This is a genomic window from Pseudoalteromonas sp. APC 3224 (assembly GCF_030407535.1).
In the GTDB taxonomy this organism is placed as follows: Bacteria; Pseudomonadota; Gammaproteobacteria; order Enterobacterales; family Alteromonadaceae; genus Pseudoalteromonas.
The window spans coordinates 45,674-70,481 of record NZ_JASDDF010000017.1; the positions used below are offsets into that span (position 1 = coordinate 45,674).

General features: G+C 40.5%; 23 protein-coding genes. 19 read left to right on the top strand and 4 right to left on the bottom strand.

All coding sequences use genetic code 11. The features are described 5' to 3' along the window. The first annotated feature begins 168 nt into the window (after nt 1–168). From pspA to QL989_RS09840, 8 genes are all read left to right on the top strand, one after another. On the top strand, nt 169–828 hold the full coding sequence (gene pspA / locus QL989_RS09805) for a phage shock protein PspA (RefSeq protein ID WP_290170139.1): 660 nt from the start codon (nt 169–171) through the stop codon (nt 826–828). A 63-nt stretch (nt 829–891) separates the two neighbouring features. Continuing rightward, the gene (gene pspB / locus QL989_RS09810; RefSeq protein WP_178956358.1) at nt 892–1,125 is read left to right on the top strand and encodes an envelope stress response membrane protein PspB; all 234 of its coding nucleotides are present in this window, start codon (nt 892–894) and stop codon (nt 1,123–1,125) included. After that, the gene (pspC, locus tag QL989_RS09815; RefSeq protein WP_198523487.1) at nt 1,122–1,523 is read left to right on the top strand and encodes an envelope stress response membrane protein PspC; all 402 of its coding nucleotides are present in this window, start codon (nt 1,122–1,124) and stop codon (nt 1,521–1,523) included. Before pspB ends, pspC begins: the two co-directional genes overlap by 4 nt. Before the next feature lie 63 nt (nt 1,524–1,586). Continuing rightward, the gene (locus QL989_RS09820) at nt 1,587–3,005 is read left to right on the top strand and encodes a YcjX family protein (RefSeq protein WP_198523486.1); all 1,419 of its coding nucleotides are present in this window, start codon (nt 1,587–1,589) and stop codon (nt 3,003–3,005) included. Next, entirely contained in the window at nt 3,002–4,027 is a 1,026-nt protein-coding gene (locus tag QL989_RS09825) for a TIGR01620 family protein (RefSeq protein WP_198523485.1), read from the top strand. The genes QL989_RS09820 and QL989_RS09825 overlap by 4 nt, the downstream gene beginning before the upstream one ends. Nucleotides 4,028–4,172: 145 nt before the next feature. Then, a complete protein-coding gene (gene megL, locus QL989_RS09830; protein WP_290170143.1) occupies nt 4,173–5,354 on the top strand; it encodes a methionine gamma-lyase in 1,182 nt (393 codons plus the stop codon). A 238-nt stretch (nt 5,355–5,592) separates the two neighbouring features. After that, entirely contained in the window at nt 5,593–6,390 is a 798-nt protein-coding gene (phhA, locus tag QL989_RS09835; protein ID WP_008111003.1) for a phenylalanine 4-monooxygenase, read from the top strand. 36 nt (nt 6,391–6,426) lie between these two features. Next, nucleotides 6,427–6,771, top strand: coding sequence for a 4a-hydroxytetrahydrobiopterin dehydratase (locus tag QL989_RS09840; RefSeq protein WP_008111000.1), 345 nt, complete (start codon nt 6,427–6,429; stop codon nt 6,769–6,771). A 271-nt stretch (nt 6,772–7,042) separates the two neighbouring features. Here QL989_RS09840 and QL989_RS09845 read toward each other — a convergent pair whose 3' ends face one another. The 4 genes from QL989_RS09845 to map all read right to left on the bottom strand — a co-directional run bounded on the left by QL989_RS09845 (nt 7,043) and on the right by map (nt 12,742). Continuing rightward, entirely contained in the window at nt 7,043–8,065 is a 1,023-nt protein-coding gene (locus QL989_RS09845; protein ID WP_290170146.1) for a tetratricopeptide repeat protein, read from the bottom strand. 276 nt (nt 8,066–8,341) lie between these two features. Further along, nucleotides 8,342–9,169 carry a 2,3,4,5-tetrahydropyridine-2,6-dicarboxylate N-succinyltransferase gene (gene dapD / locus QL989_RS09850; RefSeq protein ID WP_010388107.1) on the bottom strand — a complete coding sequence of 276 codons (828 nt, stop codon included), beginning with the start codon at nt 9,167–9,169 and terminating at the stop codon, nt 8,342–8,344. Nucleotides 9,170–9,178: 9 nt separating this feature from the next. Further along, complete coding sequence (gene glnD / locus QL989_RS09855; protein ID WP_290170149.1) at nt 9,179–11,797, bottom strand: [protein-PII] uridylyltransferase; 2,619 nt, start codon at nt 11,795–11,797, stop codon at nt 9,179–9,181. A 159-nt stretch (nt 11,798–11,956) separates the two neighbouring features. Then, on the bottom strand, nt 11,957–12,742 hold the full coding sequence (map, locus tag QL989_RS09860; RefSeq protein ID WP_054202413.1) for a type I methionyl aminopeptidase: 786 nt from the start codon (nt 12,740–12,742) through the stop codon (nt 11,957–11,959). A gap of 272 nt (nt 12,743–13,014) precedes the next feature. On the opposite strand from map, the gene rpsB reads away from it, so the two are divergent. From rpsB to lpxD, 11 genes are all read left to right on the top strand, one after another. After that, entirely contained in the window at nt 13,015–13,743 is a 729-nt protein-coding gene (rpsB, locus tag QL989_RS09865) for a 30S ribosomal protein S2 (RefSeq protein ID WP_013465430.1), read from the top strand. A gap of 104 nt (nt 13,744–13,847) precedes the next feature. After that, on the top strand, nt 13,848–14,699 hold the full coding sequence (gene tsf, locus QL989_RS09870) for a translation elongation factor Ts (RefSeq protein WP_010388114.1): 852 nt from the start codon (nt 13,848–13,850) through the stop codon (nt 14,697–14,699). A 158-nt stretch (nt 14,700–14,857) separates the two neighbouring features. Next, nucleotides 14,858–15,607 carry a UMP kinase gene (pyrH, locus tag QL989_RS09875; RefSeq protein ID WP_016899281.1) on the top strand — a complete coding sequence of 250 codons (750 nt, stop codon included), beginning with the start codon at nt 14,858–14,860 and terminating at the stop codon, nt 15,605–15,607. A gap of 14 nt (nt 15,608–15,621) precedes the next feature. Next, nucleotides 15,622–16,179 carry a ribosome recycling factor gene (gene frr, locus QL989_RS09880; protein WP_008110987.1) on the top strand — a complete coding sequence of 186 codons (558 nt, stop codon included), beginning with the start codon at nt 15,622–15,624 and terminating at the stop codon, nt 16,177–16,179. A gap of 256 nt (nt 16,180–16,435) precedes the next feature. Continuing rightward, nucleotides 16,436–17,215 carry an isoprenyl transferase gene (locus QL989_RS09885; protein ID WP_010388117.1) on the top strand — a complete coding sequence of 260 codons (780 nt, stop codon included), beginning with the start codon at nt 16,436–16,438 and terminating at the stop codon, nt 17,213–17,215. Between the two features lie 21 nt (nt 17,216–17,236). Then, nucleotides 17,237–18,103 carry a phosphatidate cytidylyltransferase gene (locus QL989_RS09890; RefSeq protein ID WP_290170155.1) on the top strand — a complete coding sequence of 289 codons (867 nt, stop codon included), beginning with the start codon at nt 17,237–17,239 and terminating at the stop codon, nt 18,101–18,103. After that, complete coding sequence (gene ispC, locus QL989_RS09895; RefSeq protein WP_198523479.1) at nt 18,100–19,302, top strand: 1-deoxy-D-xylulose-5-phosphate reductoisomerase; 1,203 nt, start codon at nt 18,100–18,102, stop codon at nt 19,300–19,302. Before QL989_RS09890 ends, ispC begins: the two co-directional genes overlap by 4 nt. A 1-nt stretch (nt 19,303) precedes the next feature. Next, the gene (gene rseP, locus QL989_RS09900) at nt 19,304–20,656 is read left to right on the top strand and encodes a sigma E protease regulator RseP (RefSeq protein ID WP_198523478.1); all 1,353 of its coding nucleotides are present in this window, start codon (nt 19,304–19,306) and stop codon (nt 20,654–20,656) included. A 106-nt stretch (nt 20,657–20,762) separates the two neighbouring features. Then, on the top strand, nt 20,763–23,234 hold the full coding sequence (gene bamA, locus QL989_RS09905) for an outer membrane protein assembly factor BamA (RefSeq protein ID WP_198523477.1): 2,472 nt from the start codon (nt 20,763–20,765) through the stop codon (nt 23,232–23,234). A gap of 11 nt (nt 23,235–23,245) precedes the next feature. Next, nucleotides 23,246–23,764: an OmpH family outer membrane protein gene (locus QL989_RS09910; RefSeq protein ID WP_010388129.1), complete on the top strand. Its 519-nt coding sequence runs from the start codon at nt 23,246–23,248 to the stop codon at nt 23,762–23,764. Nucleotides 23,765–23,771: 7 nt separating this feature from the next. After that, nucleotides 23,772–24,794 (top strand): UDP-3-O-(3-hydroxymyristoyl)glucosamine N-acyltransferase, encoded by a 1,023-nt coding sequence (lpxD, locus tag QL989_RS09915; protein WP_075169617.1) that lies wholly within the window; start codon nt 23,772–23,774, stop codon nt 24,792–24,794. Nucleotides 24,795–24,808: the final 14 nt, after the last annotated feature.

Consider the following 24,808-nt stretch of genomic DNA (forward strand, 5'->3'; position numbering starts at 1 on the left):
ATTTTTACTAACAGTTAGTGTATTTCATTATGGAGGATAACAAAAGTAATTTGTAATTTACATTTAACATATTGAAAATAAATGGTATTTTAAAAATATAAAAGTTGGCAAGCATATTGATACTAATAATAGCAGACACATTTAGATTAAATAATAGAGGTATATGTTATGGGAATTTTTTCACGTTTTGCAGACATTGTTAATTCTAATATCAATGCCATTTTAGATAAAGCAGAAGATCCTGAAAAAATGGTTCGTCTTATTATCCAAGAGATGGAAGATACACTAGTAGAGGTACGCTCTACGTCAGCAAAAACCCTTGCTGAGAAAAAAGAATTAGTACGTCGCGTAGATACACTAAAAGCTCAAGTAAGCGATTGGCAAGACAAAGCCGAATTAGCACTGAGCAAAGATCGTGATGATTTAGCTCGCTCAGCTTTACTTGAAAAGCAAAAATCAGCCGATGCAGTCGCTGCAGTAGAAAGTGAACTTGATCATGTAGAATCTCATATCGAGAAACTACAGCAAGAAGTGACTACGCTACAAGAGAAACTAGCGGACGCTAAAGCACGTCAAAAAGCGATTATTTTACGTCAACGCTCGGCTGAGTCGCGCCTTGAGGTTAAAAAAGCACTTAATAGTTCTAAAGTAGATGATGCACTTAATCGTTTTGAACGTTACGAAACCAAAATTGATGGGCTAGAATCTCAAATAGAGTCTTATGATTTGGGTAAACAAACGTTAGCAGATGAAATTGCTGATTTACAAAAGAATGAAAAAATTGACGACGAGTTAGCTGAACTTAAAAAGAAACTCTCGAATAAATAAATATAAAACAGGGGCCTTGTGCCCCTGACATCAACATTGAATACGGATAGTTAGGAGAGGATTATGTTTGATTCAGACGTAATAATTGTACCATTTGTTATGTTTATGATTTTTGTTGCGCCATTGTGGTTAATTTTACACTACCGAAGCAAAAAGCAGGTAAGCCAAGGGTTAAGCGAGCATGAGCATCACCAGTTATTGGAACTTGCTCAAAAAGCTGAAAAAATGACTGATAGAATCGAGACATTAGAAGCTTTACTTGATCAAGAGTCACCACAGTGGAGACAAAAAGTATGAACACCAAACGCGAATTATTAAGAGACCCACAACGCGGTAAAATTGCCGGTGTATGTGCGGGATTAAGTGACTACTTTAATATGGAGTTATGGTTAGTTCGCATTATTTTTGTTAGTGCTGTACTACTAACCGGTGGCCCATTATTTGTGGTAGCGTATATTGCAGCGTGGTTTATTTTAGATAAAAAACAACCCAGTAATGTAAATAAAACACAATCAACCTATGGCGGTGATCCGCTAGAAGTAAAATTTAAAGTATGGCAAAAAGGCGAGCCACCGCGTCGTGCGCTTCAAGACTTAAAAGAGCGATTGACCCGTGTAGATAGCCGCCTTCAAAACATGGAACGCTACGTTACTTCAAGCGAGTTTACGGTCAGCCGTGAAATTAATAAACTTTAAAGGATTAATAAGCACCTTGTTTGCAGCGTGATCAATGACGGCAACTAAGGTGCAAAACACTTTATGAGCCAATCATTTGCAAAAAAGACCTTTAAAAGCGTTAAAGGCAAAGCACAAAAAGCCCTGCACCGTAGTTTAGATCAACACGTTAAACTTGCCGTAACAGGGCTGAGCGGCAGTGGTAAAACGGCGTTTATTAGCGCGTTAGTTAAGCATTTAACCTCTCAGGCGAATGACAACAACTTACCTTTTTTCGATGTAATGCGTGAACACCGCCACATTGCTACTAAAATTGTGCCGCAAGAGGCATTAAATGTTCCCACTTTTGATTACAACCGTGCAATAAGTGCTTTACTACCAAGTGAAGGCGACCCTGCATGGCCCGCTTCTACCGAGCGAATTAATACTTTACGTTTGGCGATTAAATATCAAAGCAACGCGGGTCTGCGCGGTCATTTCTCACCACAATCGACGCTGTATTTAGATATTATTGACTATCCTGGTGAGTGGTTGCTTGACCTACCTATGCTCGCGCAAAGCTTTAAGCAATGGTGCGAGCAACAATATCCATTGCTAAGCCAAACGCCACGTAACCAAAGCTCAGCTGAATTTTTGCAATCCATAGAGCTGATTGATTTAGATGCACCGGTAGATGAAAACGCACTGGCTGATATTGCACGATGTTATCAAACCATGTTGGTAGGGCTAAAAAAAGACACTAAGCTTGCCATGTTACAGCCAGGGCGTATGTTAATGCCGGGTGACTTGCAAGGTGCACCATTATTACTATTTTTTCCAATTAGTCCTAAAAAAATAAGTGACGATGTAGTAGCGGGTTCTAACTTAGCGCATTTAATTAAACGTTTTGATGCTTACGTAAAAGAAGTCGTTAAACCTTTTTATAATGAGCATTTTCGCCATTTTGACCGTCAAATCGTCTTGGTAGATGTACTGAGTGCATTAAATGAAGGTTATGAAACGTTGGCTGAGCAAAGTCGAGTGATCAATCAGTTATTGTCACACTTTAGCTATGGTGATTCCGGTTTTTTTAAACGCTTGTTTAAACCTAATATAGATAAAATATTATTTGCTGCTAATAAGTCCGATCACATCAGTGCGAAGCATCACAAAGATCTTGCATTGTTACTCGATTCGTTAGTTAAAGAGCAAAGTAATCACTTAAAATTTGATGGGGTTAAAATAGAAACATTGGCGATGTCATCAATTGCTGCCACTGTGCCCCGCCAAGTGGTTGATAAAGGGCAAACACTCGACTGTATCTATGGCAAGCCATTGAATGAACAACAGTGGCTAACTTACCTGCCTCCTCAGCCGCCGAGCAGAATGCTTAATAAAAGTGAGTGGCCAGCACATGGGTTTGAGTTTTTATCATTTGCACCTATGCCAAGCCCAGATCAACAGCTTAAGCACATTCGCTTAGACCATGTGATGCAGTACTTGTTAGGAGATAAGTTAACATGAGTGAGTCAACACACCAATTTCAAGCTGGGCGTCGTATTAATGCCCAAAATATTGAGCAAAATGAACCAGATTTATTAGCGGCTAAATTAGTAGAGCAGGGACAAAGTGAGCAGCTTAGCAAAGATAGCGACGATCTAATTGAACCTGAAATCGATATTGAGCCTGTATATAAAAAGTCTAAGTGGCAAACCCTTAAAGGCCTATTTGCACTGAGCTTTATTGTTTTAATATTACTTGAGTTCGCATTTTCAATTGTATTGGCGTTTCAGCAGTCGGTTATTTTAGGTGGGGTGTACTTAACCGCTGTAATAACCGGTGTACTACTGATATCGCGTTTATTGTGGCGTGAATATAGAATGTTACGCAGCTTAAAGCGTAATCAGCTACACCGCCATGAAGCTAACCGTTTGCTCAATAGTGAGCAGGTAGGCGGGGCGATACCTTGGCTTGAAAAGCTTAATAAACATCAGCAATTAGATAATTTCGAAAACTTTAAAAATCAGGTCGCTACGCACCACAGTGACAAAGAAATAATGTCTCTGTACGCGAATAGCTTACTGATAACGCAAGACAATCAAGCTAAAAAGTTAATAAACCGTTTTGCAACAGAGTCAGCTTTATTAGTTGCTCTAAGCCCAATTGCGCTGGTGGATATGATGGCTGTGCTGTGGCGTGGCACTAAATTAATAGAGCAAATAGGCCGAATATATGGCATTGGCTTTGGTTATGCCAGCCGCATTAAACTTTACCGCATGCTTATTAAGCAAGTAATGTTTGTAGGTAGTGCAGAGCTCGTTTCTGATTTAGCTGCCACGGCACTCAGTGCTGAATTATTAGGCAAGCTTTCAGGGCGAGCTGCACAAGGTGTTAGTGCCGGTATATTTACAGCGCGTATTGGTTACAAAGCTATGGAATTAAGCCGACCCTTACCGCGTCTTGAAAACAAGCGTAGCTTGTTAAAAGGCACAGTCCAAGGGATTGCGAGTAAAATTATGAGCCGTAAGGGAGCTGAAACTAAGTAGTGAGACTTCGTTGGCAATATTTGTGTACAGCTTTTTGGGTAAAGTTTGCACAAATAGCCATCTGAGCATCCGGCATGCTTGTGATTTTAAGTGCGGTGCGTTTTATTTATGCTATTGACACACATAATAAAAACGAGAACACACAATGAGCAAGCATCATCAAAATACCCAATGTATCCATGGTCCACAAAAAGCAAATGATCCGCATGGCGCATTAACCTCACCTTTGTATCAAACGTCTACGTTTCATTTTGAAAGTGCCGCCCAAGGTGCTGCCCGCTTTGCAGGTGAAGAGCCCGGTTATATTTACACGCGTTTAGGTAACCCAACCACGACTGAACTTGAGCAAAAAGTGGCGCAATTAGAAGGCTGTGAGGCCGCCGCCGCCACGGCAACAGGTATGGGGGCTGTATCGGCTTCGGTACTAAGCTTCCTATCGCAAGGCGATCACTTAATTGCATCAAGCGCTCTGTATGGCTGCACTTTTGCTTTTTTTGCGCATATGTTGCCGCGATGGGGAATTGAAGTCACCTTTGTTGATATGACCAATGAAAGTGAACTGCGCGCAGCCATTAAGCCTAATTCAAAAATGATATTTGTAGAAACACCAATCAACCCAACCATGGCAGTGATTGATTTAGCACTTATTGGCAATGTGGCTAAACAGCATAATTTACTGAGTGTGGTCGACAATACGTTTTTAACCCCGCTGCTGCAGTCACCAAAAAAGTACGGTATCGATATTATAATGCATAGCGCGACCAAGTATTTAAATGGTCACGGCGATGTTGTTGCGGGTATTGTGTGTGGTTCACTTGAGCATATTACACAGATTAAAATGACCGTGCTTAAAGATATTGGTGCCACTATTAGTCCACACGATGCGTGGTTAATAAATCGCGGCTTAAAAACTTTAGCTATTCGCATTGAACGCCATTGCCAAAGTGCGCAAACGATTGCTGAGTATTTAGAAGCTCATCCGCAAGTAAATAAAGTGTATTACCCTGGGCTTAAGTCTCACCCGGGTTACAAGTACATTGGTAAGCAAATGAAAGCGGCTGGCGGTGTTATTGCCTTTGAAATTAAAGGGAGCTTAACCGACGGTGAGCAGTTTATTGATAGTATGCAACTGTGCACATTAGCGGTTAGCTTAGGCGATGCTGAAACGCTCATTCAACACCCAGCATCGATGACGCATTCGCCATACACTCCCGAAGAAAGACTAGCTGCTGGAATTAGTGATGGTTTAATTCGATTATCAGTTGGACTTGAAGATGTTAACGATATTATTAACGATCTCAACCAAGCATTTACTAAAATATCCTGAGGTGTAATTTATTGTTTACGACTATTTCCATCTGTAGATGCCAGTAAATATGGTGTGTGTTTTTATCTTTGCTTTGCTGTAATTTTAAATTTACGATCTGTGTGATCTGCAAAAGTATTGATCTGCGTCAAGCTATTAAACTTTTGTTCACTTTTGCATAGTATAGCTACATCGAATAGCCAAGCATTTGGCTGTTATTTTGACACCGATTTAGGGTTTTATCCCAAAGAAGGTATTTATGGCTAAAGCAAGTAATTACACCTCCAAAACACCTGATGAAAATGGGGTTATACATTGGAGCGATGAAGAAAATAAAATTTGGTCTGAGCTTGTAGCACGCCAACTTGCGTGCATTGAAGGCAAAGCCTGTGATGAGTACATGGAAGGATTGAAAAAAATCAATCTGCCTCATGATCGTATCCCACAGCTGAGTGAGCTAAACGAAGTACTTTTAGCAACCACAGGTTGGCAGGTTGCACCTGTACCTGCACTTATCGATTTTGATGAGTTTTTTAGGTTACTCGCTAACAAGCAATTTCCTGTAGCTACCTTCATTCGTAGCCGTGAAGAATTTGACTACTTACAAGAACCCGATATTTTTCATGAGATATTTGGTCATTGTGCCATGCTAACCAATCCTGACTTTGCAGAATTTACCCATAAGTACGGGCAACTAGGATACGCGGCAGAGAAAAAAGACCGCGTTTATTTAGCGCGCATGTACTGGTTTACCGTTGAGTTTGGTTTGATGCAAACTGAAAAAGGATTACGTATTTACGGTGGCGGTATTTTATCAAGCCCAGGGGAAACCCAATACGTGTATTCAGATACACCAGAGATTAATCCAATGAATGTGCTAGATGTGCTACGTACACCGTACCGTATAGACATTATGCAACCATTGTATTACACGATTAATTCGATTCATGATCTGTTTGAAATATCTCAAATGGATATAATGACTTTAGTTGAGCAAGCTAAATCACTTGGTTTGCACGACCCTAAGTTTCCTCCAAAAGAAAAATTAGCTAGTTAATTTTTGAAAAAAGTAACGCTAAACTAAGGATTTAAAATGTCTTCATTAAGTGCACAAAAATGTGAAGCCTGTCATGCAGATGCGCCAAAAGTATCTGATGCTGAATTGGCTGAATTAATTAAAAAAATCCCTGACTGGGTGCCAGAAGTACGCGACGGTATTATGCAGTTAGAGCGCGTTTATAAGTTTAAAAACTTTAAACAAGCCATTGCGTTTACCAATAAGGTAGGTGATATGGCTGAAGACGAAGGGCATCACCCGGGTTTATTAACCGAATGGGGCAAAGTAACCGTGACTTGGTGGAGCCATTCAATTAAAGGTCTGCATAAAAATGACTTCATTTGCGCTGCTAAAACAGATGACGTATTTAACGCGTTGTAATTAATTAGATTTGAGTAAATAAAAAGGCACTTCACAGTGCCTTTTTTATTTTTGTGGTTATTAAGTTAACCTGAGTATTGGTCAAGAGGCTTTGTAAGGTATTGAATTAAATGATATTTATTTTTATCTTCTCTGGCCTATCTTATTATATATTTCGTTTGTTAGCCAATTCAGTAGCTTGTTTTATATACTTATATTAGAAGTAAAAAAGTAGATAAAAGTTAGTTTATAGGCTTCTAACTAAGCTTAGCTGAACGTTTGTGACTTAAAGCTATAAACTTTTCTCCCAATTGCATTGCTTTACTAAGTTAAACCATGGGCTGGTAAACTCTTTAGCCGTAATAGGCTCAGGTAGGGTTAAAGTCACATTAAGTTTGTTAGCTAAATAACGTGCAATTAATTGCTTCATTTTATCGCTTTCTAATTGCTCGTAAGCTGCTTGCAGCTGATGTTTATCTTTTTGACTTATAAACTCGCCAGTTAAATTTTTGTAGCCTAATTCAAGCCAAAGTAGCTGTGCTTGTTTAGCTTCGTTGGGAAATGCATGGGTTAAAGTTGCCGTTGGAGTATAGAGACGTTCAAAGTTAAGCTGATGTTCTTGAATTAAAAAGACCATTAATAAATTAAGCCCGGTTGAGATTTGCCCCGCGCGTTTATCAATATTTTGGTTAAGGCTTAACGCACTTCTAAAGTAGCGCTCAGCATCAGTAACATTGCCTTCATCAAGCGCTAAGTAGCCCAAGTTACTTTTTATAAGTGCTGTTATATTAGGAAGCTTTAATTGCGTGGTGAGATCAAGATTATTTAAGTATAAAGCACGCGCTTTAGCAAAGTCATTTTGCGAGCGAGCAACCAGCGCCATACTGTTGGTGAGTGTTAATCGTTGGCGATCGTTGTGCGCATATTTATAAGCACATTTGAATGAGATCTGGGCATCGCTTAAGTATTCAGCATGGCGCAGCCATATTCCCAAGGCACTCATTATGGTGGTCAATTTTTGTTTGAAGTAGTCAGCTTGATGATGCTGAAATATTGCGTCAATCGATTTATAAAGCCGATCGTAATGACTTGTGGGCACGGCTGTTCGGGCATAAAGCAAGTGCCAGCGGATAAATAGCGCAACAGGAGCTGTATTTAATTCTTTGAGATTTTCAAGAATGATTATTGATTGTGCGGGATTAACAACAAGATAATCTTCGGCTTCGTTAAGTTTAGCTTCAAACGATGTAAAATCATTAGCCATAGCCTGCGTTGAACCAAATAACACCAACCAACCTAAAACGAAAAGGCGCAACAACTTATCCTCGATAATCGAATTATGCGTTTATTCACTATAGATGCAGGTATCTAACAAAGCAACGCGATTAAAGGGTACAGGTTTGTGAGAAGGTATTTTAAAAGCACTAAAAAAGCCCTAAACCTATACAAGCTTAGAGCTTTTTCTGTATGTAATTAAATTTTAGCGAATACACTTAACTTTAATGTGATGTTGGGTTTCGTTTTACTCAACCCAATCTACGTTTAATATTAACCTGCTTAGCGCATACAGCTAAAAACTTACAACTGCTTTTTAATCATCAATTGAGCGAAGCAGAGCGTTAATGCCTACTTTTTCGCGTGTTTGTTGATCAACTTTTTTCACAATAATCGCAGCGTATAAACTATGCGTGCCATCTTTTGAAGGCAGAGCACCTGGAACCACAACAGCACCAGCAGGTACGCGACCATAATGAATTTCACCGGTTTCACGGTCATAAATACGGGTACTTTGGCTAATGTAAACACCCATTGAAATAACCGCACCTTCTTCAACAATAACGCCTTCAACAATTTCTGAACGTGCGCCAATAAAGCAATTGTCTTCAATGATGGTAGGATTTGCTTGTAGCGGCTCTAAAACACCGCCTATGCCCACACCGCCTGATAAGTGTACATTCTTACCAATTTGAGCACATGAACCTACAGTGGCCCATGTATCAACCATAGTGCCTTCATCAACGTAAGCACCAATGTTTACATACGATGGCATTAGTACAACATTTTTCCCTACAAAGCTGCCTTTACGGGCAACGGCGTTTGGTACTACGCGCATGCCGCCTTGTTGAAACTGTTCTGGTGTGTAGTCGCTAAATTTAAGCGGTACTTTGTCGTAAAATTGATTTACGCCATCATTCATTGGCTGGTTTTCACGAATTCTAAATGAAAGTAGCACGGCTTTTTTAAGCCATTGATGAACAACCCATTCGCCAGAAATTTTTTCTGCAACACGCGCTGCGCCACTATCTAATAGCTCAAGTGCATCAATAATTGCTTGTTTAACATCGCTTGATACGGTTGTTGGGCTAATGCTGTCGCGGTTATCCCACGCATTTTCAATCATGGTTTTTAAATCTGACATAGTGTCCTCTTATTCAATTTCGGCGTTGAGTTTTTTACGTAATGCCTGATGAATTTTTGCTTGCTCTTCATCAGTCAGCGATTGATATTCGTTATTAGATACCACAAAGAAATCTTCTGCGCGCTCGCCTACCGTGGTAATGCGTGCGGCATGTATGTGGAGTAAGTAAGCTTGAAAAACCTCGGCTATTTTAGTTAACAGCCCAGGTATATCAACCGCTTGAATTTCTATTAAACTACGGTCCTTACGAGGGTGCGGGCGCAGTACAATTTTTGGTTTAATATTAAAGTCTTTAAAGCGTTGTGAGCGGCTCTTTTTAAAGCGTATTTTTTTTCGCGGATCATTCAATGCTTGCTCTAATCCGCGTTTAATCGATTGTGCACGGCTACTGGCAATTGGGTCACCGCTAACTTCTAAAATAACAAAGTTAAACAGTACGTAGCCATCTTTGGTGGTCAGTACTTGGGCGTGTTGAATTTGTGCTTTTTTAGAGCCAATAACACTGACTAATCGAGCAAATAGTCCACCTGAGTAAGGGCTGTATGCAAATACTTGAGTACCGCCATGCATTGCTTTATTCGAGACAATAACACTAGGTAGGCTCAAGTCAGTGCATTTTAGTAAATGCTCTGTATGCCACGAAATTTGTTGTTCACTAAAGGCGGTAAAGTAATTCGCTTTAAAACGACTCCAAGTTAAGTCAATTTGTTCCTCGTGATAATGCAAATTAATCAGGCGTTGCTTAGCTTGATGCTTCTTATCTCGAATTTGGTCGCGTTGATCCATTGGGTTTTCAAGCCCAAGACGCAAAGCTCGTTGTGTATGTAAGTACAGCTCACGAAGTAGCGTGTTTTTCCAGTCATTCCATAAGTTGTCATTGGTAGCGCGTATATCGGCGACCGTTAAACAATAGAGGTAATCGAGCTGACGCTCTGTTTTTACTCGCGATGCGAAATCTTTTATTACATCTGGGTCGTTTATATCTTTACGCTGCGCCGTAACTGACATAAGTAAGTGATTGCTAACAAGCCAAGAAATTAACTTACCATCGGATGATGCAAAGCCATGCAATTTAGAAAAAGCAATGGCGTCAACAGCACCCAGCTCAGAGTGATCCCCCCCACGTCCCTTGGCAATGTCGTGGAAAATACCGGCTAAATACAGTAGCTCCGGTTTATCCATACGCGTGACAATTTCGCTACAAATTGGGAATTCGCTAACCCCAGTTTTATCAAAATACTGATAAATATTATTAATTAGCTTATGGGTGTGTTCATCAACCGTGTAGGCATGAAACAAATCAAACTGCATTTGGCCAAAAATATTTCGCCACTGCGGCAAATAAGCGGCAATCATGCCGTGTTTGTGCATCAGCGTAAAAGCACGTCCCATACCATTAGGATGCTTTATGATTCGTAGAAAAGCTTCCCGGCAGGCCGCGTAGTCTTGTAGGTCGCCCAATAAACGACGACGAACTTGGCGAATAGTGCGAATAGTGCTCGGGTATATATGGGTGATTTCTGGGTGGTCAGCAATATGCTCAAACAATACAAAAAGTTGATCGCGCCTGAAGAATACTGACGGGCTTTTTACTCGAATTTGATGGCCAACGCGCTCAAAGTTGAGATCGAGTTCTTCAACGGTCGCTTGACTACTGTCTGGCGAAATACTTTGCTCAAAGTACGAAAGCAACATCTGGTTGAGCTCACGTACTCGGCTCATAATTCTGAATAAGCGTTTCATCATGCGCTCAACCGAGGCCTTACCATCGCTACCAAAGCCCAAAATTTCTGCAGCTTGGGGTTGGTGATCAAACAATAAACGGTTTTCTGAACGTTCTGCAGCTAAATGTAACGCAAAACGAATATTCCATAAATTCTCAAGACACTCTAACAGCTCTTGATATTCCTCGTGAGTCAGGTAGCCGTGATTAATTAGCTCTTGCAGAGTTTCGGCTCTAAAGTGCTTTTTAGCCACCCAAATAATAGTTTGCAGGTCGCGCAGACCCCCTGGGTTTTCTTTTATATTTGGTTCTAAATTATAGGCTGTGCCGTGGCACTTTCTGTGACGCAAATTTTGTTCTTGTACTTTTGCGACAAAAAATTCACCTGAGCCCCAAACCGGTGTTTCAATAATATGGTTTTTGAGTTTTTCAAACTCAATATGATTGCCAAAAATAAGACGGCTTTCTAATAAGCTGGTGGCAAAGGTAACGTCTTCACGTTTTTGTTCTATGGCTTGTTCAATAGTACGAACACTGTGGCCTATCTCGAGATTAAGATCCCACAACATAGTGACAAACTGACCGATTTTTTCGCAAATATCATCATTAGGCTGTTTCGTAACAAGTAATAAAAAATCTATATCAGAGTAGGGGTGTAGCTCGCCACGACCATAACCACCTACTGCTATCAAAGCGAGATCTGGTTCGTGAGCTAAATCATAAACTTGGAAAAGTTTGATCAGCAGTCGGTCAATAAATTCTGCACGGGCATTAATTAATTTACCAACCGGTTGTTTTGAGAATTCATTATGCAACCATTTATAGAAATAGGCGGAGCAATCGCGGTAATCGCTTAATTGCTCAGCATCATTGAGCAACTTTTTTACTTTGTTAGGTAATGCCACTTAGGCTGGCTCCTATATATGGACTGCATTATAAGTTTGAGATTTATTTTTATAATATATTTGCTGTAAGGGCAATAAGTTATGTTAGCCCCTTACAGCAAACCACTTAAGCGATATACAGGCAAAACCTGTTACAACCGCGATTAAGCGCGCACTTAATTAGTGCTCGATAATTCTATCGATTGTATCATCTGATCGTAGTGTTAAAATTTCAACACCATTTTCAGTTACTAGTAAGGTGTGTTCCCATTGAGCGGATAAACTACGGTCTTTTGTTACCACAGTCCAGTCGTCTTTGAGTAATTTACATTGGCGTTTGCCCGCATTTACCATAGGCTCAATAGTTAAACACATACCTGCTTTTAATGTTTCGCCAGTGCCTGCTTTACCGTAATGCATTACCTGTGGTTCTTCATGGAACTCGCTACCGATACCATGGCCGCAGTATTCACGTACGATAGAGTAGTTAAAGCTCTCTGCATATTTTTGAATAGCTGCACCAATATCACCAAGGCGAACACCTGGTTTTACCATTTTAATGGCAAGGTAAAGACTTTCTTGAGTGACTTCTGCAAGACGTTTACCTTGGATATTAGGCGTGCCTACATGAAACATTTTTGATGTGTCACCATGGTAACCATCTTTGATAACAGTGATGTCAATATTAACACTATCACCATCTTTTAATGCTTTGTCATTCGGAATACCGTGACAAATTACATGATTTACTGAGGTACAAATTGATTTTGGAAAACCATGATAATTAAGAGGAGCAGGAACAGCATCTTGCACATTAACAATATAATCATGACAAATTGTATTTAGCTCATCGGTGGTGATACCTGGTACCACATGTGGTTCGATCATTTCTAGCACATCAGCAGCCAAACGGCCGGCTACACGCATTTTCTCGATTTCTTCAGGGGTCTTAATCACAGCGCTCATTGAGGCTCCAAAGTTGCGTTTTTAGATGATTATCGTCGCACAATTTTTGCACGAGACGTTGAGTATTTATTTTTAATATGGTATAAAGCGCGCCGTCTTTTTACAAATAAATTCTTAAATGATTTTTTGTATTTAAGGCAAACACAATTTTATTTTAACACACACACGTATCGTCACATACACTTGGGTGCATTTCAGTTTCATTTAACTGCGGTGTTGGTGCTATGGGATATGTGGAGGCCTAACCCTAAACAACTTAGAGGATTTACAAAATGGCAAACGTTTCAATGCGCGATATGCTTCAAGCTGGTGTTCACTTTGGTCACCAAGCACGTTACTGGAACCCTAAGATGAAGCCTTTCATCTTCGGCGCACGTAACCGTGTACATATCATCAACCTTGAGCAAACTGTACCAATGTTCAACACTGCACTTAAGTTTTTATCTGGTGCTGCTGCAAACAAAGGTAAAGTTCTTTTCGTTGGTACTAAGCGCGCAGCAAGCGAAGCAGTAAAAGAAGCTGCTTTACAAAGCGATCAATTCTTCGTTAACCACCGTTGGTTAGGCGGCATGTTGACTAACTGGAAAACAGTTCGTCAATCAATCAAGCGTCTTAAAGACCTTGAAGCTCAAAGCCAAGACGGTACTTTCGAGAAGTTAACTAAGAAAGAAGCGTTAATGCTTACTCGTGAAATGGACAAGCTTGAAAAGAGCCTTGGTGGTATTAAAAACATGGGTGGCCTTCCAGACGCTATCTTTGTAATCGATGCTGACCACGAGCACATTGCTATCCGTGAAGCTAACAACCTAGGTATCCCAGTTGTTGCAATCGTTGATACTAACTCTAACCCAGACGGTGTTGATTACATCGTACCTGGTAACGATGATGCTATCCGTGCAATCAACCTTTACACTAGTGCTGTTGCAGCTGCGATCACTGAAGGCCGTGAGAGTAACATCGTTGCTCAAGCTGAAAAAGATGACTTCGTAGAAGCTGAGTAATTAGCTGTCATCAAGTCTTCATCTTTTAAAGGTGAAGACTTGCTATTCTTGTGGAGCGGGTAACCCGCTTATCTAAACCTGATTTCAGATTTGAGGATTTACTAATGGCTGTAACTACTGCCCTAGTTAAAGAATTACGCGAGCGTACTGGCGCTGGCATGATGGATTGTAAAAAAGCGTTAACTGAGACTGATGGTGACATCGAGTTAGCGATTGAGAACATGCGTAAGAGCGGTGCTGCAAAGGCTGCTAAAAAAGCAGGTAACATTGCTGCTGAAGGTACTATCATCATCAAGCAAAACGCGGGTGTTGCAGTACTTGTAGAAGTTAACTGTCAAACTGACTTCGTTGCTAAAGATGCAAGCTTCCTAGCATTTGCTAACAAAGTTGCAGATGCTGCTATCGCTGACACTACATCTATCGAAGACTTACAAGCTAAGTTCGAAGAAGACCGTGTTGAGCTAGTAACTAAAATTGGTGAAAACATCAATGTACGTCGTCTTCAGTACATCACTGGCGAGCAACTAGTTGAGTACCGTCATGGCGAGCGTATTGGTGTTGTTGTTGCGGGTGTTGCTGATGAAGAAACACTTAAGCATGTTGCAATGCACGTTGCTGCTTCAAACCCAGATTACCTAACTCCAGATGACGTACCTGCTGATGTTGTTGAAAAAGAAAAGCAAGTACAAATCGACATCGCGATGAACGAAGGCAAGCCTGCTGAAATCGCTGAGAAAATGGTTGTTGGTCGTATGAAGAAGTTTACTGGTGAGGTTTCTCTTACTGGTCAAGCTTTCATCATGGAACCGAAAAAATCTGTTGGCGAAATTCTTAAAGAGAAAAACGCAACAGTTACTGGCTTTGTACGTATGGAAGTTGGTGCAGGTATCGAGAAGAAAGAAGAAGATTTTGCTGCTGAAGTTGCTGCTCAAATTGCAGCTGCTAAAGGTCAGTAAGACATACTATTTGTGATACAAAAGGAAAATACATGCAATTAAAGTACTATTTGCTTTTGCGTCACGCTTAGAAATTCTTTAAAATAACCGCGCTTTTATGTTTAACATAAGCGCGGTTATTTTTTATCCATAATTCAATAAAAGTTGGCCCCAAAACTATGACTATCAATCGCAAACCTATTTTTAGACGTGTTCTTCTCAAATTAAGTGGTGAAGCTTTAATGGGAGACGAAGGCTTCGGCATCGACCCAAAAGTTTTAGATCGTATGGCACAAGAAATTAAAGAGCTCGTAGAACTCGACGTAGAAGTGGGTTTGGTTATTGGTGGCGGTAACTTTTTACGCGGTGGCTCATTAGCCGAAGCGGGCATGAATCGTGTTGTTGGTGATCACATGGGGATGCTTGCAACCGTAATGAACGGCCTAGCTATGCGTGATGCGCTACACCGTGCGTTTGTAAATTGTCGCTTAATGTCAGCTATCCCATTAAATGGCGTATGTGATGCGTATAACTGGGCTGAAGCAATTAGCTTGTTAAAAACAGGTCGCGTTGTTATTTTTGCCGCTGGTACAGGTAACCCGTTCTTCACTACTGACTCTGCGGCGTGTTTACGCGGCATCGAGATTGAAGCTGATACGGTAATTAAAGCGACCAAAGTAGACGGTGTATTTAGTGATGATCCGGTGAAAAACCCTGATGCGACACTTTACCGTCACTTAAGCTACAATGAAATTATTGATAAAGAATTAAAAGTAATGGATTTAGCGGCATTTACTCTTGCTCGCGACCATAATATGCCATTGAGCGTATTTAATATGAATAAATCAGGCGCATTAAAACGCGTAATAATGGGTGAAGAAGAAGGAACCCTTATTTCTTCACAAGCCTCAGATGAAGTTAGTAACTAGATTAGGATTAAACCGTGATTAACGATATTCAAAAAGATGCGCAAGAGCGCATGCAAAAAAGTGTAGCAGCACTTGGTAGTCAATTATCTAAAATTCGTACTGGCCGTGCTCATCCTGCGATTTTAGACGGCATCATGGTGTCGTACTACGGCGCTCCAACACCGTTAAACCAAGTTGCAAATGTAACTATTGAAGATTCACGCACACTGGCTATTGGTGTATTTGATAAGTCTTTAGCTCAGGCGGTTGAAAAAGCTATTATGGCTTCTGACCTTGGTTTAAACCCAATGTCTGCAGGCACGGTTATTCGTGTACCTCTTCCTCCATTGACTGAAGAACGTCGTAAAGATTTAATTAAAATCGTACGTGGCGAAGTAGAAGGCGGACGTGTTGCTATTCGTAATATTCGTCGTGATGCAAATGGCGATATTAAAAATTTATTAAAAGATAAAGACATCTCTGAAGACGAAGCACGTCAAGGTGAAGATGCAATTCAAAAAATCACTGATAAGTTTATTAAAGAAATGGATACACAATTAACAGCGAAAGAAGCTGAGTTGATGGAAATCTAATAACTGTTCTAGACCTAGGCAAACAGCTTTAGCTAAATAATTAAGCCGCTTTTCACAAGTATTCGCACTTTACTTTAATTGTGTGATTTTAAAGAGTAACAGAATGTATTTTCTCTTTACTAGTGGCTCGATTATCAGTAAATACAAGGTTGTTAGCTGTATAATTATTTGCTTAAAGTAGATTTATTATCACGGGTACAGGTTAAATTTATTAGTTTTGAAACGCCGTCTGGGGTATACTAGGCGGCGTTTTTTTATGGAATACACAAAATTTATGGTTCTAGACGCTGATACAATTTCACAGCAATGTTTGCCTAAACATGTTGCCATCATCATGGATGGGAACGGGCGTTGGGCACAAGCCAGAAATAGGCCTCGTGTATATGGGCATAAAAAGGGCGTGGATGCAGTTCGTCAATCTGTGCAGTTTTGTACTAAATTAGGGATACAATCGTTGACCTTATTTGCTTTTAGTAGTGAAAACTGGCGCCGCCCTGAAGACGAAGTAAATACATTAATGGAGCTTTTTTTATTTGTACTAAGTAAAGAAGTTAAAAAGCTGCATAAAAATAACGTAAAACTAACCATCATTGGAGATTTATCTCGATTCTCTGAAAGCTTGCGTGCCAAAGTACATACTGCGCAAGAACTAACAGCGAATAACACCGGTCTGCACTTAAATGTAGCGGCAAATTACGGTGGTCGCTGGGATATGACTCATGCTGCTAAGCAGGTTGCTTTACAAGTAGCAAATGGGGAACTTGATCCCGCAGACATTACAGAAGAACATATTGCACAGCATATGAGTATGGCAGATCAGGCACAGCCAGATTTATTGATCCGTACTGGTGGCGATGTCAGAATTAGTAATTTTTTACTTTGGCAGGCAGCCTACGCTGAACTTTATTTTACCAATACACTTTGGCCTGACTTTAACGAAGCTGCTTTTGCAGAGGCCATCGCATGTTACGTTGCCAGAGAGCGACGTTTTGGTTGCACGGGCGAACAAATAAAACAATTACTCGCTCAAACCTAAAATAGATTAAGGGTCATCATTTTGTTAAAACAACGTATTTTAACCTCACTAGTGCTAGCGCCATTAGCACTGGCTTTGGTTTTTTACACCCCACTAACGTTATTTAGTTATTTTGCGGGTGCTATTGTGTTAATGGGCGCATGGGAATGGTCTGCTTTTATGGGGCTATGCGATAAACTAAAACGCGGCGCGTTTGTATTGTTAGTTGCAGTATTACTCGGTTTACTTAATTTACATTGGCCGATAGAAACTCTATGGCAGAAAGGCAAGCTTGTAGGTGATGCCAATTACTTATTTACCTTATCGTTTTCATGGTGGTTAGTTGCAAGTTATTTAGTGTGGCGTTACCCCGCTATGGCTAAAGGCTGGAATGAAGGGCTCGTGATGCGCGGTATTGCAGGTTTACTGACATTGGTACCACTGTGGCTTGCGCTTAACACCCTTCGAAGTGCGCAATATACAGAATCAACACACTATGGTTCTATGCTGATTTTAGTGGTTCTAGGTATTGTATGGAGTGCCGATATTGGCGCTTACTTTACCGGTAAAAGTTTCGGTAAACATAAGTTAATGCCTAAAGTTAGTCCAAATAAAACCATAGAAGGCCTCGCCGGTGGCGTGGTTGCTGCGGTGTTATTTGTATTGGCTTTTTGTTATTACACTAACGTTGATACTTCTGTGTGGCCAATTTATGCAGTAATGACAGCATTTATTGCTTTGTTCTCTGCGGTAGGTGATTTACTCGAGAGTATGTTTAAACGTGAAGCGGGTCTTAAAGATAGCGGCAGTTGCCTACCTGGGCACGGCGGTATTTTAGACCGTATTGATAGCTTAACTGCAGCAGCGCCGATGTTTGTTATTTGCTTTGCCTGGACACTGAGTTTATGAGTGTAGTGCAACAACTGGTTATTTTGGGTGCAACGGGGTCTATAGGTCTTAGCACGTTAGATGTTGTTGCAAGAAATCAACAGCAGTTCAAGGTGTTCGCATTGACCGCAGGGCAAAATGCAAAGAAAATGGCTGAGTTGTGTCTTGCTCATCAACCTCGGTATGCTGTTATGGCTTCAGAGCAAGCCGCTAAGCAGCTTAGTGAACTTTTAAAAGGTATGTGTAAAACACAAGTAATGCATGGCGAGAAAGCCATGAGTGAGCTTTGTGCGCATGTTGATGTTGATACTGTGATGTCAGCTATTGTTGGTGCAGCTGGGTTACTGCCTACCTTGAGCGCAGTTGAAGCAGGAAAAAAAGTACTTCTGGCAAACAAAGAGTCATTGGTGATGTCGGGTCAGTTGTTTATTGATAAAGTGAAACAACATCAAGCAACTTTATTACCCATCGACAGCGAACATAATGCTATTTTTCAGTGTTTACCTAGTACGTTACAAAACACCCAAGGACAAGCACGGCTTGAGCAGCATGGCGTTAGCAAAATTTTATTAACTGGCTCTGGTGGCCCATTTTTAAACCGTGATATTAATACGCTTGATGGCGTTAGTGTCAGTGAAGCGGTTGCTCACCCTAATTGGTCTATGGGACAAAAAATATCAGTAGACTCAGCCACGATGATGAACAAGGGCTTAGAGTTTATTGAGGCTAAATGGTTATTTAACTGTGATGCCAGCGATATTGATGTGGTGATTCACCCACAAAGTATTATCCACTCTATGGTGCAATACCAAGATGGTTCTATTTTAGCGCAAATGGGAAACCCCGATATGCGCACCCCTATAGCACATGCGCTTGCCTTTCCACAGCGAATTGATGCGGGTGTTAAACCGTTAAATTTTTCTGATATTTGTGATTTTTCGTTCACCAAACCTGACTTTTCTCGTTATCCTAATTTAAAATTAGCAATTGCTGCGTGTGATGCGGGACAGGGTGCAACTACTACGGTGAATGCGGCTAATGAAATGGCTGTAAATGCATTTTTGCAGGGACAAATTAGTTTTACCGATATTTATAAAGTGAATGCGAAAACGTTAGAGGCTGCAAAGTTCACGAATGTGCAAACGCTTGATGAAATTTTAGAGTGTGATCGTTTAGCACGTTTGAGCGCAGCGCAGTTTATAACCAAAGTGGTGCATTAAAATGTTCGATTTTTTTTGGAATTTAGGCTCATTTATACTCGCACTCGGAATTTTAGTGACCGTTCACGAATACGGTCATTTTTGGGTGGCTCGTAAGGCGGGCGTTAAGGTACTGCGCTTTTCAATTGGTTTTGGTAAACCTTTATTAAAATGGCACGATAAATACAATACTGAATACGTGATCGCGGCAATCCCACTCGGTGGTTACGTAAAAATGTTAGACGAGCGTGTTGATGAAGTACCCGCAAATCAACGTCATTTATCGTTTAATGCTAAATCTGTTCAAGCGCGAATAGCTATTGTGGCTGCTGGGCCTATGGCGAACTTTTTATTTGCTATTTTTGCTTTAGCGGCCATGTATATGGTGGGTGTGCAAACTATAAAACCGGTTGTAGGTAATGTTGTTGAAGGCAGTAGAGCAGAACAAGCAGGCATTACGTCTACTCAGCAAATAATTAAAATTGGTGATGACGATATTACTAATTGGCAAGATGCGACTTTTTCTTTGATGTCGCACTTGGGTGATAAAAGTGTTGCCGTTACTTTACGTAATGAAAATTATCAACAAACAACGCAAATTCTCAACCTCGATGGTTGGAAGCTTGATCAGCAAGATGTACCGCCATTGAGCTCGTTGGGGATTGTGCCGTTTCGCCCTCAAGCAACACTCACTATTGCGGCGATTACTAAAGACTCTGCTGCTGAACAGGCAAATTTAAAGGTTAACGACATTATTCTGGCTGTAAACGGCGAAACAATGAGCAGTTGGCAGCAATTAGTTAATCTTATTACTCAATCGGCTAACAAATCCTTACAATTTAGTGTAAAAAGACAAGATAGTATAAAAACAATAATAGTGACCCCAAACAGCCGAGTTGTCAGTAATGGTGTTGAACAAGGCTTTTTAGGTGTTGCTCCGGTTGTAGAGCAGTGGCCTGATGATTTTGTTGAGACTAGACATTATGGGCCACTAGATAGTATTGTGCTGGGCACAAAAGAAACATGGCGTTTAATTACGCTGAGTTTTGACATGATAGGTAACTTAATTACTGGTCAAGTATCAGTAAAAAATTTAAGTGGGCCTGTCGGCATAGCAGTCGGTGCCGGCACAAGTGTTAGTTACGGATTAGTCGCATTTTTAAGCTTTTTAGCTTTGATCAGCGTTAATTTGGGGGTATTTAATTTACTTCCTCTGCCAGTGCTTGATGGTGGGCACTTAATGTATTACATAATTGAACTTTTTCGTAAAAAACCGGTCTCTGAAAAGACACAAGAGTTTGGTTTTAAAGTGGGAGCCTTGCTACTCATTTTTCTAACATGTTTCGCTTTGTTCAATGATGTATCGCGCTTGTAGTTGTTTAAGCGTGGTAACGACAAATTAGAACACGATTGTAAAGCTCGTAACTATTTAGTTTTCGATGCTAAGCGGTAATACAGTTGTAAAGGATAAAGATAATAAAATGGCTATAAAAAAACATTTGGTAGTTTCAAGTTTATTGGGTGCAAGTTTTGCAGCCCTAGGCCAAAACTCCTTTATTGTTGAAGATTTAAAAGTTGAAGGATTGCAACGTGTCGCACTTGGTGCTGCATTAACGCATATTCCTATCAACGTGGGCGACAATGTTGATGAATATACAATTTCAAAAACAATTAAGTCACTTTATCGCTCAGGTCACTTTGACAATATAAAAGCGTTGCGTGATGGCAATAACGTTATTTTTAAAGTAACTGAACGCCCAACAATTAGCTTTATTGAATTTGATGGCAATAAAGACATAAAAGATGAGCAGTTAAACCAGTCGCTTGATCAACAAGATATTCGTCAAGGCGAGCCGCTGGATAAAACGGTTATCGATAATATTGAAAAAGGCTTAGTTGAGTTTTTCCACAGCATTGGTAAATACAATGCAAAAGTGGACATAAGTATCACTAAACTGCCACGTAACCGAGTTAAATTGAGACTCGAGTTTGATGAGGGCGATGCAGCCTCTATTCGTCAAATCAACTTAGTTGGTAATGAACTTTTTTCAAACGAAGAGCTACTTCAGCTTGCAGAGTCGCAACAAGATTTACCTTGGTGGCAGTTTATGGGTAGCGATCGCTATCAAAAACAAACCATCGAAGGCGATTTAGAAAAAATTCGTAGCTTTTATTTAGACCGTGGTTATTTGCGTTTTAATATTGATTCAACTCAAGTATCAGTTAGTCCTGAACGTGAATCGGTTTATGTAACGGCAAATATCACCGAAGGTGTAAAATACAAAGTGAAAGGCTTTGATTTTATCGGTGATTTACTCGGCCGAGAAGAACTAATAAAAAGTGTTATCCCACTTCGTACCGGAGAGTTGTATAACGGCTCGGTGGTGACTTCTTCAGAAGAGTTTATAAAAAGTTACTTAGCTCGTTTTGGATATGCTAACGCTGAAGTACGCACCATTCCAGAAATTGATGACGAAAACCAAGAAGTACAACTAACTTTGTCGGTTGACCCTGGAAAACGTGTTTATGTTCGTCGAATTATTGTAGGTGGTAACCAAAATACAGCAGATGAAGTACTACGTCGTGAAATGACACAGCTTGAAGGTGCATGGCTATCTAACCAAAATCTTGAGCGTTCTAAATTACAAATTCAACGTTTACCTTATATGGAAACTGTTGACTTTAATGTGGTGCCTGTTCCAGGTGTGGATGACCAAGTAGATGTTGATTTTACTGTTAAAGAGCAATCTGCGGGTAGCTTTAATGCCGGCCTTGCTTATGGTTCGTACTTAGGCCTGCAATTTAATATTGGTGTAACTGAATCTAACTTTTTAGGCACAGGTAACCAAATTGGCTTTAACATTAATACCTCACGTGGCTCTGAGCGTGTCAGTGTGTCGTACACAGACCCTTACTTTACGCCAGATGGCGTATCGCAAGGCAGCAGCATTTTTTACAGTAACTACGATGCTAGCCAGTTTAGCTTAATTGACTATAAGTCAAAAAGTTATGGCCTTGGGACTAACATTGGTTTTCCAATTGATGCTATAAATCGTATTAACTTTGGGGCTCGTTGGATAGAAGAAGAACTATCAGATATCGCTGAATATGAGCAAACACGTGTATTACGTGAAACCTTCCTCGATCCAGAGAATCCTGATGCGGGCTTTGAGTTTACCAAGTATGAGTTAAGTGTAGGTTGGTCGCGTGTAACGGTAAACCGTGGTTTGTTCCCAACAGCTGGCTCAAGACAAACATTGAACTTAACAGCTACAACGCCGAATTCAGATTTAAAATACTTTAAATTAAATTACGATTCACGTTTTTACTGGCCGATTTCAAACGACCATCGTTGGGTGTTCTCAACGCGTGCGGCATTAGGTTACGGTAATGGTTATGGCTCTACTAATGGGTATGAGCAGACGCTCCCATTCCAAGAGTATTTCCGTATTACAGAAATGGAATTACGTGGCTTTGATAGAAATACTATCTTACCGCGTGCAGTATCACGAGTACCGCAATCTATACCAGGCACGCCATCAGGTGATGGTACAACCACAGGTAATATTGGTGGAGCATCAGAGTTTGATGTATTGAGAACTCAAGGCCGTATAGGTGGTAACGCGAAAGCCGTTGCAGGTATGGAGCTTATTGTTCCTACACCGTTCTTAGATGAAGAAAATACCAGTTCGGTACGTACCAGTTTCTTTGTTGATGCTGCCAACGTTTGGGATACCGAGTTTAACGTTGATCGTTATCAAAACTTAGGTATTGATGAGCGTGCAAAATTAGATGACTACTCAGACCCAATGCGCTTTAGGGTTGCAACCGGTTTATCATTACAATGGATCTCACCTATGGGTCCTATGCTGATCAGCTTTGCGTATCCGTTGCAAAAAGAAGAAGATGACGATACCAAGACCATCAGTTTTAATATTAGTAACACTTTCTAAAGGAGTTTTTTGTGAAAAAATTATTCAAATCAACAGCAGTTGCCGTTTTAGCTACACTTATGATGGGTACATCAGTTAATGCTTTTGCTCATAAAGTGGGTATTGTAGATATGCAAGAAATCTACAAGCAGCTTCCACAAATGGCTAAAATCGAACAGTCTTTACAAACTGAATTTGCTGAGCGTCGTCAAGAGCTTGAAAAGTTACAGGGCGATATTCGCTTTGAAGCTGAAAAGTTTAAGCGTGAAAGCACCACAATGAGTCAAGATCAAAAAGACGCATTACGTGATAAAATTCAGGGTATGCAAAAAAACCTTGCTGAAAAGGGCCGTCCGTTAGAGCAAGAAATTAAAGCACGTCAAAATCAGGAGTTGGCTAAAGTTCAGACTTTAATCATTGAAACTATCCAAGAGATTGCTAAAAAAGGTGACTTCGACGAAGTTAAAGTAAAAGACACAACTATTTACTTTAATCCTAAAGAAGTAACTGATCTTTCTGAAAAAGTAGTAACAGCTGTAAGTAAGAAATAATTAATCTATGCAAAATTATACGCTTTCGCAAATTGCGGAACTTCTAGGCGCCGAGCTTCAAGGTGATGGCGCTTTAGAAATTAAAAAAATAGCGACACTTGCAAATGCCCATACTGGGCATATTGCATTTTTAGCGAACAAGAAATATCGATCTCAGCTTGAGACAACAAAGGCCAGTGCGGTGATACTCAGCCCTGACGATGCGCCTTACTTTTCAGGCAATAAAATCATCGTTGCCAATCCTTATGTTTGTTATGCCAAACTCGCTCAGTTTATGGATACTACACCTCGTAGTGCAAATAGTGGTATACACCCGAGTGCGGTAATACATGCCAGTGCACAAGTGAGCAAAAGTGCAGCCATTGGTGCTAATGTTGTAATTGAAGCTGATGCTGTAATTGGTGATAACGCACAAATTGGTCCGAACAGTTTTATTGGTGAACGTGCTAAAATAGGCTCAGGCACCAAACTTTGGCCAAGTGTGAGCATTTATCATGATGTTGAGATTGGCGCAGATTGTTTATTGCAAGCTAACACTGTCATTGGTAGTGATGGCTTTGGCTATGCAAATGAACGTGGTCAGTGGCTTAAAATTCCACAATTAGGCTCTGTGATCATTGGCGATAAAGTAGAAATTGGCGCAAGTACCACGATAGATCGTGGTGCGCTTGATGATACTATTATCCACAGTAACGTTATTATTGATAACCAGTGTCAAATAGCACACAACGTTGAAGTTAACTCAGGCACCGCTATTGCCGGTTGTACTGTACTTGCAGGCAGTGTCACCATAGGTAAAAATTGCCAGATTGGCGGCATGAGCGCAATTAACGGTCACATGTCTGTGTGTGATGGTGTTATAATTACCGGCATGAGTATGGTGACCAAATCAATCACCGAACCAGGTATTTACTCATCTGGTATGCCTCATACGACTAACAAAGAATGGCGAAAATCAATTGCTCATTTGCGCAACCTTTCAGACATGAAATCACGTCTAAAAGCGCTTGAAGCATTGAACAAGTCATGATCGTTGAACACTAA

Coding starts and splice junctions, on each gene's coding strand:
- pspA (WP_290170139.1), top strand. CDS start 169: ATGGGAATTTTTTCACGTTTTGCAGACATTGTTAATTCTAATATCAAT.
- pspB (WP_178956358.1), top strand. CDS start 892: ATGTTTGATTCAGACGTAATAATTGTACCATTTGTTATGTTTATGATT.
- pspC (WP_198523487.1), top strand. CDS start 1,122: ATGAACACCAAACGCGAATTATTAAGAGACCCACAACGCGGTAAAATT.
- QL989_RS09820 (WP_198523486.1), top strand. CDS start 1,587: ATGAGCCAATCATTTGCAAAAAAGACCTTTAAAAGCGTTAAAGGCAAA.
- QL989_RS09825 (WP_198523485.1), top strand. CDS start 3,002: ATGAGTGAGTCAACACACCAATTTCAAGCTGGGCGTCGTATTAATGCC.
- megL (WP_290170143.1), top strand. CDS start 4,173: ATGAGCAAGCATCATCAAAATACCCAATGTATCCATGGTCCACAAAAA.
- phhA (WP_008111003.1), top strand. CDS start 5,593: ATGGCTAAAGCAAGTAATTACACCTCCAAAACACCTGATGAAAATGGG.
- QL989_RS09840 (WP_008111000.1), top strand. CDS start 6,427: ATGTCTTCATTAAGTGCACAAAAATGTGAAGCCTGTCATGCAGATGCG.
- dapD (WP_010388107.1), bottom strand. CDS start 9,169: ATGTCAGATTTAAAAACCATGATTGAAAATGCGTGGGATAACCGCGAC.
- map (WP_054202413.1), bottom strand. CDS start 12,742: ATGAGCGCTGTGATTAAGACCCCTGAAGAAATCGAGAAAATGCGTGTA.
- rpsB (WP_013465430.1), top strand. CDS start 13,015: ATGGCAAACGTTTCAATGCGCGATATGCTTCAAGCTGGTGTTCACTTT.
- tsf (WP_010388114.1), top strand. CDS start 13,848: ATGGCTGTAACTACTGCCCTAGTTAAAGAATTACGCGAGCGTACTGGC.
- pyrH (WP_016899281.1), top strand. CDS start 14,858: ATGACTATCAATCGCAAACCTATTTTTAGACGTGTTCTTCTCAAATTA.
- QL989_RS09885 (WP_010388117.1), top strand. CDS start 16,436: ATGGAATACACAAAATTTATGGTTCTAGACGCTGATACAATTTCACAG.
- ispC (WP_198523479.1), top strand. CDS start 18,100: ATGAGTGTAGTGCAACAACTGGTTATTTTGGGTGCAACGGGGTCTATA.
- rseP (WP_198523478.1), top strand. CDS start 19,304: ATGTTCGATTTTTTTTGGAATTTAGGCTCATTTATACTCGCACTCGGA.
- bamA (WP_198523477.1), top strand. CDS start 20,763: ATGGCTATAAAAAAACATTTGGTAGTTTCAAGTTTATTGGGTGCAAGT.
- lpxD (WP_075169617.1), top strand. CDS start 23,772: ATGCAAAATTATACGCTTTCGCAAATTGCGGAACTTCTAGGCGCCGAG.